Origin of the sequence: Streptomyces sp. NPDC051243, assembly GCF_044455405.1 — a bacterium.
GTDB lineage: Bacteria > Actinomycetota > Actinomycetes > Streptomycetales > Streptomycetaceae > Streptomyces.
Map to the genome: position 1 here is coordinate 119,775 of NZ_JBITES010000022.1, position 12,593 is coordinate 132,367.

Annotated in this window: 13 protein-coding genes and 1 tRNA gene; 5 read left to right on the forward strand and 9 right to left on the reverse strand. The window is 70.1% G+C overall.

Annotation, left to right across the window (positions count from 1 at the left end; translation table 11 throughout):
* Positions 1-91: 91 nt before the first annotated feature.
* The 3 genes from lysA to ACIBAG_RS41180 form a co-directional block, all read right to left on the reverse strand.
* Positions 92-1,483 (reverse strand): diaminopimelate decarboxylase, encoded by a 1,392-nt coding sequence (lysA, locus tag ACIBAG_RS41170; protein WP_399112661.1) that lies wholly within the window; start codon positions 1,481-1,483, stop codon positions 92-94.
* Positions 1,484-1,503: 20 nt separating this feature from the next.
* Positions 1,504-2,550, reverse strand: coding sequence for an ArgS-related anticodon-binding protein NrtL (nrtL, locus tag ACIBAG_RS41175; protein ID WP_399112663.1), 1,047 nt, complete (start codon positions 2,548-2,550; stop codon positions 1,504-1,506).
* A 216-nt stretch (positions 2,551-2,766) separates the two neighbouring features.
* Complete coding sequence (locus tag ACIBAG_RS41180) at positions 2,767-3,234, reverse strand: response regulator (protein WP_399112664.1); 468 nt, start codon at positions 3,232-3,234, stop codon at positions 2,767-2,769.
* A 204-nt stretch (positions 3,235-3,438) separates the two neighbouring features.
* Here ACIBAG_RS41180 and ACIBAG_RS41185 point away from each other — a divergent pair.
* Both ACIBAG_RS41185 and ACIBAG_RS41190 read left to right on the forward strand, forming a co-directional pair.
* Positions 3,439-3,510: transfer RNA gene (locus ACIBAG_RS41185), tRNA-Arg, on the forward strand.
* Between the two features lie 299 nt (positions 3,511-3,809).
* Positions 3,810-5,594: a trypsin-like serine protease gene (locus ACIBAG_RS41190; protein WP_399112725.1), complete on the forward strand. Its 1,785-nt coding sequence runs from the start codon at positions 3,810-3,812 to the stop codon at positions 5,592-5,594.
* Between the two features lie 52 nt (positions 5,595-5,646).
* On the opposite strand, the gene ACIBAG_RS41195 is transcribed toward ACIBAG_RS41190, so the two are convergent.
* From ACIBAG_RS41195 to ACIBAG_RS41215, 5 genes are all read right to left on the reverse strand, one after another.
* The gene (locus ACIBAG_RS41195) at positions 5,647-6,171 is read right to left on the reverse strand and encodes a hypothetical protein (RefSeq protein WP_399112665.1); all 525 of its coding nucleotides are present in this window, start codon (positions 6,169-6,171) and stop codon (positions 5,647-5,649) included.
* A 156-nt stretch (positions 6,172-6,327) separates the two neighbouring features.
* Complete coding sequence (locus ACIBAG_RS41200) at positions 6,328-6,966, reverse strand: TetR/AcrR family transcriptional regulator (RefSeq protein ID WP_399112666.1); 639 nt, start codon at positions 6,964-6,966, stop codon at positions 6,328-6,330.
* 163 nt (positions 6,967-7,129) lie between these two features.
* Positions 7,130-7,357 (reverse strand): hypothetical protein, encoded by a 228-nt coding sequence (locus ACIBAG_RS41205; RefSeq protein ID WP_399112668.1) that lies wholly within the window; start codon positions 7,355-7,357, stop codon positions 7,130-7,132.
* Entirely contained in the window at positions 7,354-7,704 is a 351-nt protein-coding gene (locus ACIBAG_RS41210; protein ID WP_399112671.1) for a hypothetical protein, read from the reverse strand. The genes ACIBAG_RS41205 and ACIBAG_RS41210 overlap by 4 nt, the downstream gene beginning before the upstream one ends.
* 241 nt (positions 7,705-7,945) lie before the next feature.
* Positions 7,946-8,467 carry an ATP-binding protein gene (locus ACIBAG_RS41215; RefSeq protein WP_399112673.1) on the reverse strand — a complete coding sequence of 174 codons (522 nt, stop codon included), beginning with the start codon at positions 8,465-8,467 and terminating at the stop codon, positions 7,946-7,948.
* 260 nt (positions 8,468-8,727) lie between these two features.
* Between ACIBAG_RS41215 and ACIBAG_RS41220 the strand changes: the two genes are divergently transcribed.
* Complete coding sequence (locus ACIBAG_RS41220; RefSeq protein WP_037639776.1) at positions 8,728-8,958, forward strand: DUF397 domain-containing protein; 231 nt, start codon at positions 8,728-8,730, stop codon at positions 8,956-8,958.
* 147 nt (positions 8,959-9,105) lie between these two features.
* Positions 9,106-10,026, forward strand: a complete 921-nt coding sequence (locus ACIBAG_RS41225; RefSeq protein ID WP_399112675.1) for a helix-turn-helix domain-containing protein — start codon at positions 9,106-9,108, stop codon at positions 10,024-10,026.
* Positions 10,027-10,032: 6 nt separating this feature from the next.
* On the opposite strand, the gene ACIBAG_RS41230 is transcribed toward ACIBAG_RS41225, so the two are convergent.
* Positions 10,033-10,851, reverse strand: coding sequence for an SAM-dependent methyltransferase (locus ACIBAG_RS41230; RefSeq protein ID WP_399112676.1), 819 nt, complete (start codon positions 10,849-10,851; stop codon positions 10,033-10,035).
* 192 nt (positions 10,852-11,043) lie between these two features.
* On the opposite strand from ACIBAG_RS41230, the gene ACIBAG_RS41235 reads away from it, so the two are divergent.
* Positions 11,044-12,591: an MFS transporter gene (locus ACIBAG_RS41235; RefSeq protein ID WP_399112678.1), complete on the forward strand. Its 1,548-nt coding sequence runs from the start codon at positions 11,044-11,046 to the stop codon at positions 12,589-12,591.
* The last annotated feature ends 2 nt before the right edge of the window (positions 12,592-12,593 follow it).

Below are 12,593 nucleotides of genomic sequence, written 5' to 3' on the forward strand. Positions count from 1 at the left end.
CTTCGTCCGGATCGTGAGACATCTATTTCATTTGTACGGGGGTGGAAGACAGGAGATCTTCCACCCTGCGCTTTTCCCGGGGCCTCGGGAACTAGCCGACGTCGAGACGCAGGAGGTCCTCCTCCGTCTCCCGGCGGACGATCACCCGGGACTCGCCGTCGTTCACGGCGACGACGGGCGGCCGGAGCACGTGGTTGTAGTTGCTGGCCATGGAGCGGCAGTAGGCGCCCGTGGCCGGTACGGCGATGAGGTCACCCGGTGCCAGGTCGGCGGGAAGGAACGCGTCCTTCACCACGATGTCGCCGCTCTCGCAGTGCTTGCCGACGACGCGCGCGAGCATGGGCTCGGCCTCGCTCGTCCGGGACACGAGGGCGACGCTGTACTCCGCGTCGTACAACGCCGTACGGATGTTGTCGGACATGCCGCCGTCGACGGAGACGTAGGTACGCAGCCCGACGAGGGGCTTGATGGTGCCGACCTCGTAGAGCGTGAAGGCGGTCGGGCCGACGATGGCGCGCCCGGGCTCGACGGAGATACGGGGCGTGCGCAGCTTGGCGGCCTCACACTCACGGGTGACGATCTCGGTCAGCGCCTTGGCGATCTCGTGCGGCTCACGGGGGTCGTCGTCACTCGTGTACGCGATCCCGAGCCCGCCGCCGAGGTCGATCTCCGGCAGCTCGACACCGTGCTCGTCGCGGATGTCCTTGAGCAGCCCGACGACGCGGTGCGCGGCGACCTCGAAGCCGGACATGTCGAAGATCTGCGACCCGATGTGGCTGTGAATCCCGATGAGCTCGAGCCCGTCGAGCTGAAGCGCCCGCCGCACGGCTTCCGCGGCCTGCCCCCCGGCGAGCGGAATGCCGAACTTCTGGTCCTCGTGGGCGGTGGCGATGAACTCGTGCGTGTGCGCTTCCACCCCGACGGTGATACGGATCTGGACGCGCTGCCGCTTGCCCAGGGACTGGGCGACATGGGCGACCCGCACGATCTCCTGGAAGGAGTCGAGAACGATACGCCCGACGCCGTTCTCGATGGCCCGGGTGATCTCTTCGGTGGACTTGTTGTTGCCGTGGAAGGCGATGCGGTCGGCGGGCATGCCGGCGGAGAGGGCGGTGGTGAGCTCGCCCCCGGAGCACACATCCAGGTTGAGCCCCTCCTCGTGCAGCCACCGCACGATGGCGCGGGAGAGGAACGCCTTGCCGGCGTAGAAGACGTCGGCGTCGGCCCCGAAGGCGCCGCGCCAGGCCCGGGCCCGGGCACGGAAGTCGGCCTCGTCGAGGATGTAGGCGGGCGTGCCGTGCTGCTCGGCGAGGGTCTTCACGTCGACACCGCCGACGGTGACCGTGCCTTCGGCGTTACGGGCGACCGTCTGGGCCCACACCTTGGGGTCGAGGTCGTTGAGGTCGGCGGGCGGGGCGGCGTAGTGGCCCTCGGGGAGGACGTCGGCGTGACGGGGCCCGGCGGGGTGTGCGGAACGGCTCATCGTTCTTCTCTTCGGCTCTCTCAGAGGTGTTCGGGTGCGTCGATGCCGAGCAGGGACAGGCCACCGGCCAGCACCGTCCCGGCGGCTTCGGCAAGGGCGAGCCGGGCACGGTGGGCGGCCGAGGGTTTCTCCGCGCCTCGGGGGAGGACGGCGGGCAGCAGGGGGAGGACGGCATCGGCGACGGTGACGAGGTGCCGGGCGAGACGGTCGGGGGTGCGGTGCGCGGCCGCCCGGGCGAGGACACGGGGGTGGTCGGCGAGCGCGACGTCGAGCTCACGGGTGCCGGGTACGGCGCCGGGTTCGGCGCCGAATCCCAGTTCGGCGGCGTTGCGCCGCAGGCCCCGGGTGCGAGCGTGGGCGTAGCGGACGCGGAAGAGGGGGTTGCTCTCGCGCTGGACCAGGTGGTCGTCGGTGATCCGGGGCCGGTCGTGGGCGGCGGGGTGGAGAAGGGCCCAGCGAGCGGCGTCGCGGCCGAGCGGGAGGGGGTCGGCGGGGGCCGGGACGGGTCGTACGTTGACGTCGAGGGGGGCGGGTGCGCCGGGCCGCCCATGCGCATCGACGCGCACGCCGAGCACGGTCTCCCACTCCGCCTCGGGCGGGGCCTCACAACTGGTGCGGACCACCGCGCCCTGGGAGCGCAGCAGCCGGGCGACGACAGCCATGACGACGACGGCGCGTACCTCGTGCGGACTGTGCAGCTGGACGACCTGCCCTGTGGGCCTGTCGGCGAACCCGTATCGCGGTCCGCGCCGCAGGATCTCCGCGACGAGCGCGGTGGGCGCGGTGTCACCCAGGCTGATGTTGATGAACCCCGGCCCGGTGACGACCACGTCACGTACGCCGTCGCTGTCGGCGAGCCGCGTCCTGAGGATCTCGGCGACGCGCAGGGGCGGCTGTCCGGCCGGGCGGGCGAGCTGGAGGGCGATGTTGGTGGCGTAGTCGCCACACCCACCGGGCCCGGGAGCGGTCACGACGGCCCGCTCCGGCACGGCGACCTGCAACTCCCCGTCATCGACAGCACGACGCACCGCGCGCAGCACGGTACGGGAGAGCTCGACGGGGGTCACGGGACAAGCGTATGGGAGGAGGGGGGTGGGTATGCGAACGGGTTTGGCGAGGGTCCCGCGATGTGGACGGGCGTGGGCGGGGTACGGCGGGTACGGCGGGCTCGGCAGGTAGGGCGGGCTGGGGCGTGGAGTGCCGAAGGTGCCCTCATGGGATTTGTCGGCATTCGGCTGGTGTGCCCACATCGGGTGTGCCCTCGAGATGTACCAGCGAGGGTGTCAGCCGCCGGCGCGCCCGGCGGCCTCCTCGGCCCCGAAGACGCCCCCGAGCACGGCATCGTCAGCGCCCCGGACGTCGACCCGCCCCTCCCCTCGCCCGTCGCCCCGGCCCCCCAGCTCCCGGCTCCGCTCGATCAATTGCCGCACAACGCCGATGAGTTCGGTGGGCTCGAAGGGCTTGGCGAGGAAGGCGTCGACGCCGACATCGAGGCCGCTGTCGACTTCGTGCTGGGCGCAGGCGCTGATGATGGCGAGGGGGAGGTCGCGGGTACGTGGGTCGGAACGCAGCCGAGCGGCGGTACGCAGCCCGTCCAGCCGGGGCATGACCACATCCAGGGTGATCACATCGGGCCGTACCTGATGAACGACTTCCAGACACTCGGCACCATCGGCCGCGGTCACGACCTCAAGCCCCTCCAGCTCGAGATTGACCCTGATCAGCTGCCGGATGACCTTGTTGTCGTCCACAACAAGCACCCGGCCCGAAGCGCCTGGCACAACTCGAGAGTAGGTCCAGACCGGCCACCGCGTCCGGGTTTTCCCCACTTCCACCCCCTGCGGGGGGAGCCACCCCAGGTGACGCCGGGTGCCACCGCCCGGAAACCCGTTCATGAACACCGCCCTGAAGCTGGTAGGGTTCTACCCGTCGCCGCCAAGCAAGGCGCCCGACACGCCCCCGTAGCTCAGGGGATAGAGCAACGGCCTCCGGAGCCGTGTGCGCAGGTTCGAATCCTGCCGGGGGCACTCGCCCGACCACCTGGGAAATTTCCTAGCTGTCGCGGGCGGATGCCGACACGAGAGAGCGGGACCCAGTTTCACCGGGTCCCGCTCTCTACTTATTGGGCCGACCTCCGTCATCAGTGACGGAGGTCGGCTTTTCGGCGCTGAGAGGGAGGGATGCGTCCGGTGTCCCTTCCGTCTCATGCTCCTCTGGGGGGACTCCCTTGACCACGACACCGTCCGGCGGCCGTCACAGACGTCGGATACGCATCGCTCTGCCCGTCGCCGCCGCCGGTGTCGCCGTGGCCGTCGCCGCCGCGGTGATGACGTCCTCCGCCGGTGCGGTCGGCGCCGCCGTGCCGACCCCGGCGGTCAAGCCGGCCATCGACTCGCCCTCGCTCTCCGCTCTGAAGAAGCGCATCGCGGGCGCCCTCGCCGACCACGCCACCGCGGGTGCGGCGACCGAGAATCCGACGACCGAGACGTCGTCGCCGGGCTCAAGTCCGACCACCTCGAGCGTCGAACCGATGATCATCGGTGGCAGCGAGACCACGATCAGCACGGCCCCCTGGATGGCCCAGCTCTGGTACTACGACGACAGGAACACCGTCGACACCAGCGACGACGTGGACTTCTTCTGCGGCGGTGCGGTCGTGGCGCCGACGAAGATCCTGACCGCCGCCCGCTGCCTCAGGGACGACAACAGGGACTACAACTGGCAGGCCCACGGCGCCGTCGTCACGGGTACCGACCAGCAGCCCACCACCGACTCCACCGGCACCACCGACCTGCACGGCGGGCAGGCCACGGCCGTGCTGCGCCAGTGGTGGCAGCCGGGGTACGACCCGGTGGACAAGGAGATCGGGAAGAACGAGAGCGACCTCGGCATGCTCACCCTGGCCGTCCCGGTCAAGGCCACGCCGATCCGCATGGTCACCTACGGCGACACCAACTCGTACGCCGCCGGCACCCAGGCCAAGGTCTACGGCTGGGGCCGTACCAGCTCCACCAGCCAGGACACCTCCCGGACGCTGCGCACGGCCACGCTGACCCTGCAGTCCGACAGCACCTGCTCCGGCGTCTACGACACGGCGTTCGTCGCGGGGCGCATGGTCTGCGCGGGCACCCAGAGCGGGAGCGACACCGGGACCAGCGCGATGTGCGACGGTGACTTCGGCGGCCCGCTCGTGGTGGGCGGCAGGATCGTCGGCGTGGCCTCCTGGGGCCATTTCACCGGGTGTGCGGCGCAGGGCTACTACAGCGTCTTCACCAAGATGAGTACGTACGCCGGTTCCGCCTATCGCCAGATCGACGACACGAACCTGAGCACCTTCAACAACAAGGCCGACGGCAAGGCCGACATCTTTGTCCGGGCCTCCTCCACGAAGACGGGATACGAGAAGGACTCCAGCGGCAGCTCCTTCGGCGCCCGCGTCTCCTGGGGCAACTGGAGCGGCGCCAACCTGGTCCTGCAGACGGACCTCGACCGGGACGGCTACCAGGACCTGATCTACCGGGTCAGCTCCACGGGTGACGTGTACTGGAAGCACTTCGTGCTCAACAGCGCCCGCACGGGCGGCTCGTGGGCCGACACGAAGATCTTCACCGGTTGGAAGACCCGCACCCGGATCATCGTGCCGGGCGACGTCACCGGCGACTACCTGCCCGACCTCCTGTCGGTGGACTCCGGCGGGACACTGTGGACCTACCCGGGCAAGGGCAACGGCACCTTCGGCTCGCGTTTCTCGGTCCGCACCGGCTGGAACCAGTACAACTCCGTCCGCGGCCACGGCGATTTCACCGGCGACGGCAGGGCCGACCTGCTCGCCCGCCAGTCCAGCACCGGCGACCTGTACCTCTACAAGGGCACCGGCAAGGCCGGATCCGAGGCCTTCTCCTCCCGGATCAAGGTGCGCAGCGCCTGGACCGGCTACAACGCCTTCGACGCGGTCGGCGACGTCAGCGGCGACGGACTGGCCGACTTCCTGGCCCGCACGCCCGGCGGCACGCTCTACCTGTACAAGGGCACCGGCAAGGCGACCACCGAGATCTTTGCCGCACGAGTCTCGGTCGGCACCGGTTTCCAGCAGTACGACATCTGGGGCTGAGGGGGCGGGTGGGAACGCTCACGTACGGATGCCGGAGCCCCCGGGTGGCCGTTCAGGTGCCGAGGCTGCGGATGGTTTCCTCCACCAGACGGTTGCCCTTGCCCGCGAACCACGACGTGTACGGCGACAGCTTGGCGACCGCCGCGCCCAGCCAGTCGGGGTCACCGAGGCGGTCCAGGGCCTTGGCCTCGGTGAGCTGGTCGAACAGGGCCTTCAGCACGATGACGTGGCCGGCCGTGTAGCGGCCCTCGTGATGCGTGTACCGCGCCGACCACAGGTCGTACGGATGGCGAACGATGCCCTGCAGGGAACAGCCGTCCCGGCCCATGTCGGCCGCGGGCGCGAAGGCTCCGACAAAGCCTCCGAAGCGGGTGACGTGCCACCTCACATACGCGGCTCGCACCCTCAACTCCATGAACCGGGACCATGGGACGGCGAGCAGGGCCGCCGTCTCTGCTCGCCGGTGGTGTTCCAGGCCCTCGGGCGTGAGCACGATGGACAGGCCCTCCTTGCGCGTCGGGTCCCCGATCACCCACCGGTCCCCGATCAGCTCCAGCGGCCCCAGGCGCTGCCCCATGGCCTCTCCCTCTGTCCTGCCATCCGTCCGACGAGGAACATAACCGACATCGGACCCACCCACCGGCAATACGTCCTCGGCGGCGTGCGGTAGCCGGGTGAGGCGGGGACGCGAGCCTTTGGCCGGTCGGTCCTGGACAGCCTCCGTTCCGGCCGTCTACGAAGTGCGGCGCCGGCTTTCGGCGGCGACCGCCTCGACCGCCGCGCACGCCTCCTTCTCCGGCACTCCGGCCGCGATGAGCGTGGCGACGGCCACCCGGGTGCCGTCGTCCTCCAGCGTTCCCGCGTTGACCTGTTCCAGCAGGGCGATGGTCATCGACTCCAGGCCCGCGCTGAGCACGGCGGCCGGCAGGTGGGTGTGGAGGAGACCGTCCTGCCGGCCTCGCTCCAGGATGGCGGTGGCCGCGCCACGGGCCGGTTGGAGGATCTCGGCGACGCGCTCCGCGCCCAGGTCGTGCCGGGCCAGCGCGAGGAGCATCCGGTAGCGGTCGCCCACGGGCCAGATCGACAGCACGAAGTGGGCCAGCGCATGACCGGCCGGCTCCGACGGCCTCACCCCGGCGGCGATCGCGCCCTCGAGACTCTCGGCGGCCTCCTCGGCCAGCGCCTCCAGGAGCGCCGCGCGTCGGGGGAAGTGACCGAAGAGCGTGCGGCGTACGACCCCGGAGGCCCGCGCCGGCTCCTCCAGCGTGATGTCCGGGTTCCGCCCCAGCTCCTGTCGTGCCGTGGCCAGGATGCGCGCCCGGTTGGAACGGGAGTTGCGTCGCTGCGGCTCGCGGGCGACGGGCTTGGACACGGGAGGAACCTCGAGGGATCGGGAGGCGTACGAGCGAACGGGGGCCGGCCTCAAGGGACGGTGTTCCAATCTGGCATGCGAGGTCAGGACGCGATCCGTTACGAGGCGCATCCGCTCGGTGCGCGCCACCCACCGCACCGAGGCCGACATCGCTCGCTGCCGCCTACCCGAAGGCGCTGGGAGACTGCTGCCCCGTCGGTCCGTGCCACGGTCTCGGTTCCCCATCGCCCAGCAGTTCCGTCGCCTGGTTCTGGGTGTGTGCGGCCGCTATCTGCGCCTCCGCCACGGCGTCTCCACGTTCGCGCACCAGGTCTTCATAGATCGGCAGGTGATCTTTTTCGGCGGGACTGCGCGTCACAATGCCGATCCTTCCATTGGTCGTCTTCTTCAAGCCCGGTTCAGTCGGGCCGCGATTCCATGCCCGAGCAACAAATACAACACGGCCGGGAGACCGTAATTGAGGAGAACCCGCAATCCCTCTGTGTCCATCGTGAAAATGTCCCGTGCCCATCCCGCGAGCCAGTCGGCCGTACCACGGACGAGCTCCACGAAGGCGTTGCCCTGATTGGCGTCGAGCAGGAACAGGACGATCCACAGTGCGAGTACACCGGCCGCGACGTCGGCGATCGTGCAGATCGTGAGGGCCGCTCTGCGTGCGGCGGCCTGGTTGCGCTGGGCGCGGTCGTGGCCTGAGGGCTGGTCGTACGTCTGGTATCCGGAAACCGGGTCGGTGTTCACAAGAAATCCGATCTGACGCGTCACTGGGGCCGTGGGTCACCGCGGGGACCGAATTCGGCCATTGGCTGTGACCCGCTTCTCCCTCGTTCTGCGCCACCCGATCGCGACCGCGTTACACCGCCGCCGCGGGCATACCAAATATGGCGGCCTATTCAGGCACTTACCCACATGTCCGTGCGCGAGGACACATGTGAGGACACATTTGCGGACGCAGGGCGGCAACGGCCGGAGGGCCGGCGGCTCAGGCCCCGCGGCCCGTCGGGAGCATCGCCCAGACCGTCTTGCCCATGGGCTGCCGCCGGGTCCAACCCCAGTGTTCGGACAGTGCGTCGATGATGCGCAGTCCCCGGCCGTGCTCGTCGAGGGGGTCGCTCGCGTGCGGGTACACGGGTGGGTTGTCGCAGGGGTCGGTCACGGCGCAGACCAGGTGGGCGGGGCGGCGGATGCTGAGCCGCAGCCAGATCTCGGCGTCGCCATGGGCGGGGAGGTGGGCCGGGGAGTGGCGAGATGAGCGGGCCGCGGAGTGCGACACGCCGTGCAGTGCGGCGTTCGCGGCGAGTTCGGTGACCACCACGAGGGCGTCGGCGCCGCAGTGGTCGAGCCCCCAGTCGCCGAGGGTGCGACGGACGAAGTCGCGGGCCCGGCCGCAGTCCCGTTCGGCTCCGGTGAGGCGCAGGGCGGCCGCGCGGGGCGGGATGCGCGGGGGCTCGGGTTTGGTCGGATGACGTCGGCCCGGGGCGCCCGGGTGCGCTTCCGGCGTCACGCTCAGTCCCGTGGGTGACGCAGCGCTACCGGGCAGTCGAAGCCCTTCGTATGCAGGTAAGGACACAACGTCTCCCTGATACACGGTCAGGACGAGGCGGCTGCGCAGCAGTTGACGCCACAGCTATTATCCACGCCGACGGCGCCTCCGTGCAATTTCACGGGAAATTGCGCGCGGTGCCGACGCAGAGCACGTGGTGCGGTCCGGGCCCGCCGGGGCTGTCGGCGTACGCGTGGCGGAACGTGAGCAAGGAGAGTGCAGTGCCAACAGCACCGAACGGCGTACGGGCAAGCTCGTTGGGCGTCCGCTGGATCAAGAGCCGGCACAGCAATGCCGAGGGCAACTGCGTCGAGGTGGCCTCCCTGGGCGACGGCAGCATCGCGATGCGCAACTCCCGCCATCCCGACGGGCCTGCCCTCGTCTACACGCCCGCCGAGATCGCCGCCTTCCTGGCGGGCGCTAAGGAGGGAGAGTTCGACCACCTGGTCTGACCCACCCCACCTGCACGCGATCTCGCAGGGAGTCAGAACGCTGCGACCGTAAGGAAGTTGACTCATCCATTTACCGCGGTTCCGGCGGCGTGAGGCGGCGGGATGCGATAATGCGGTCTGTCGTACGCCGGTCCACGGGGAGTCAGGATGTCCGCCGAGTCACCTCGCATCTCCCGCCTCGAACCGTATCTGTCCCGCACCGAGCCCGCGCCGACGCTGCTGAAGATGCTGGTCGGCGTCCAGCTGGCAGGTATTCGCGAGGACGTCGGCCTGTCCCAGGACCAGGCGGCGCGCGCGGTCGGGTTCAGCCCGGCGAAGCTGTCGCGCATCGAGGCGGGCAAGGGCCGCCGGCCGCCCACGGAAGGTGATGTCCGCGAGCTGCTGAAGCTGTACCGGGCCGACGACTACGAGGCCTCGCTGCTGCTGCAGTTGCTGCGACGGGCCGGCGAGCCGGGGTGGTGGCAGCGCTATGACAAGCGGCTGATGCCGGAGTGGTTCGACCGGCTGGTCGGGCTGCAGGAGGCCGCGACGGCCATCCGTACCTTTGAACTCCAGTACGTCCCCGGCCTGTTGCAGACCGAGGCCTACACCCGGGCCGTGGTGGAGCGCGGGCTGCCCTCGGCGCCGGCCCGTGAGGTGCAGCGGCGGGTGGAGCTGCGGATGCGCAGGCGGGAGCTGCTGAACCGGCCGGACGCGCCCCGGCTGTGGGCGATCGTCGACGAGTCGGTGCTGCTGCGGGTGCTGGGCAGCCGTGAGGTGATGCGCGAGCAGCTCGAGTACCTGGAGGAGATGGCCAGGCTCCCCCATGTGACCGTGCAGATCGTCCCGCTGGACGTGACCAACGCGTCCGCGCCCGCCATCCCCGTCACCTATCTGCGCTTCGGCGGTGTCGATCTGCCGGACATCGTCTATCTGGAGCACATCAAGAGCGCCGCCTTCCTGGAGGACCAGGACGAGACGGAGGAGTACCGGATCGCCCTGGACCGGCTGGGTGACGAGGCCCTCAACCCGCGCGAGTCGCTTCAGCGGCTGCGCGAGACGAAGGCCCGGTACCTCCCGGCGACCTGAGTCCTCCTACGGCAGTCGGCCCACACCGCCGTACTCGATCCACTCCTGGGTGAGCTGGCGCGGCGCCACCTCGGTGTCGGGGCGCCAGGTGGAGACCTCCACCAGGCCCGGCTCGAGGATCTCCAGACCCTCGAAGCACTCCGCGACGTCCTTCTCCTCGCGCACCCGGCCCCAGTGCCCCTGCGTCGCCTGGTCCATGAAGTCGGTGACGAACTTGCGGACCTCGGGGTCCTCGCTAACCAGCTGGCACATCACCATGTAGCTGCCGGGCGCGAGCCGTTCGCGCACCCGGCGGGCCACCGCGAGCGGGCCGTCGGTCTCGCTGTCGGGGATGCAGTGGAACACCGAGTTGAACAGCACGGCCACCGGCCGGGAGAAGTCGATCAGGCGCTCGGTGTCGGCGTGCGAGAAGATGCCGTCGGTGTCGCGCATGTCGGCGTGGATGACGGCGGTGTTCTCGTTCTGCTCCAGCAGGGCGCGGCCGTGGACCAGCACCATCGGGTCGTTGTCGACGTACACCACCCGCGAGGACGCGTCGACGGCCTGGGCGACCTGGTGGACGTTGTTCTGGGTGGGCAGGCCGGAGCCGTGGTCGAGGAACTGCCGGATGCCGTAGTCCTCGGCCAGCGTCCGGACCACCCGCTGCAGGAAGCGACGGTTGTTCAGCGCGAGGGCGCGGGTGCTGGGGACGACCTTGTCCAGCTGTTCGCAGGCGGCGCGGTCGGAGGCGTAGTTGTCCTTGCCGCCGAGGTAGTAGTCGTACATGCGCGCTGCGGTCGGAACCGTGGCGTCGATCGACGTGGACAGCTGCTTTCCAGGCTCCATCGTTCCCCCAGGGGCAGGCCGGCCGAGGAGATCACCTCACCGACAACCCATCCTAGGGAAACGGCAGTTGGTGAGGCCAGTCCATCCGTCAACCACGGGGCAACTCGGACGCCTTTCGTGATCAAGGCTGTGCGCTGCGCCGTTTCGAACTAAGGTTCCTGACCGGAAGCCACATTCGACGGGGGTACGCACGTGGCCGATTCGGCGCGCTCGCTGGACGACACCGCGCGAGACGGGGGAAAGCCAGGCCGGTTCACCGGCATGGGGCCCTTCATGCTCGTCTGGAGCGGGCAGGCGGTGTCCCTGGTCGGCAACTCCGTCCTGCGGTTCGCCTTCGTCTACGAGACCTGGTCGGCCACCGGCCGGGCCACGGCGCTGACCACGCTGTCGCTGTGCGCGCTGCTCCCCCAGGTGCTGCTGAGCCCGCTCGCCGGGGCCCTCGTCGACCGGCTCCGCCGGCGTAGCGCGCTGCAGCTCGCGGACGGTGGCGGGCTGCTGATCGTGGCGCTGCTGAGCGTGCTGCACTTCACCGGCGGGCTGCGCACCTGGGAGGTCTACGCGGCCGTCATGCTGCTCGGCTGTGCGGCCGCCTTCCAGTTCCCGGCGCTGGGCGCCGCCGTGCCGCTGCTGGTCGACAAGGGGCAACTCCAGCGGGCCAACAGCCTGTTGGCGAGCGCCAAGAGTACGGCGGACGTCGGCGGGCCCGCGCTGGGCGGCCTGCTGGTGGCGTTCTCCGGGCTCGGTGTCATCCTCGTCGCCGACCTGGTGAGCTTCGCTCTCGCGCTGGCCGCGATACGGGTCGTTCGGCTGCGCGGGGACACCGGTCCCGGCACGAAGCCGGCGGGCGGTCCCCGCAAGAAGCTCGTCACGGAAGCCGTCGAGGGGATGCGGTTCCTCTTCCGGTATCCGAGCCTGCGCGATCTGATGCTGGCGTTCTGCGTCGTCAACCTGGTCATGGTCTTCGGCTTCGCCGCCGTACAGCCCATGGTGCTGGCGCGGTCCGGCGGTGAGACCGCGGCGCTGGCGAGCGTCAACACCGCGATCGGGGTCGGCGGGGTCGCGGGCGGGCTGCTGATGGCGGCCTGGAGCGGGCCGAGGAACCGGGCCCGGGGCATGCTGCTCGGGATCATCGGCATGTGCCTGTCGGCCCAGGTGGCCATGGCGCTCGCGGGCGGAGTCGTCGGCTGGTGTGCGGCGATCCTGGTGGGCGCGGCGCTGATGCCGATGATCAACGGTGTGATGCAGGCGATCGTGCAGACCAAGGTTCCGCGCGAGTGGCACGGGCGGGTCTTCGGCGCCGTGATGTTCCTGTCGCAGATCTCCGTCCCGCTGGCGACCGGGGTCTCCGGGCCGCTCGCCGACCATGTCTTCGAACCGCTGGCCGCGGACGGCACCGGGATCTTCGTGGTACTGGGTCCGCTGGTGGGCGACGGGCCGGGCAGCGGCATGGCGGCCATGCTGCTCCTCGCGGGCCTGTGCGGTATCGCGGTCGGGGTGCTGAGCATGACCCGGCGCACGGTGCGGGAGATCGACACGCTGCTGCCGGACGTCGCCGACGAATCCCTCGACGGCTCCCCCGACGACACCCTTGACGACGCTCCCGACGACATCCTTGACGACTCCGGGCGCCCCGGCGATCCCGACGACCCGGAGAAGCCTGACGACCCCGCCGATCCCGGCGACCCCGACACCCCCGACAACCCCGACAACCCGGGGAACAAAGAACTCGTGGAGGGCTGACC

Excerpts from the sequence above, each read along its gene's own strand:
- ACIBAG_RS41230 (WP_399112676.1), bottom strand. The coding sequence starts at position 10,851 with ATGGAGCCTGGAAAGCAGCTGTCCACGTCGATCGACGCCACGGTTCCG.
- lysA (WP_399112661.1), bottom strand. The coding sequence starts at position 1,483 with ATGAGCCGTTCCGCACACCCCGCCGGGCCCCGTCACGCCGACGTCCTC.
- ACIBAG_RS41190 (WP_399112725.1), top strand. The coding sequence starts at position 3,810 with ATGACGTCCTCCGCCGGTGCGGTCGGCGCCGCCGTGCCGACCCCGGCG.
- ACIBAG_RS41225 (WP_399112675.1), top strand. The coding sequence starts at position 9,106 with ATGTCCGCCGAGTCACCTCGCATCTCCCGCCTCGAACCGTATCTGTCC.
- ACIBAG_RS41195 (WP_399112665.1), bottom strand. The coding sequence starts at position 6,171 with ATGGGGCAGCGCCTGGGGCCGCTGGAGCTGATCGGGGACCGGTGGGTG.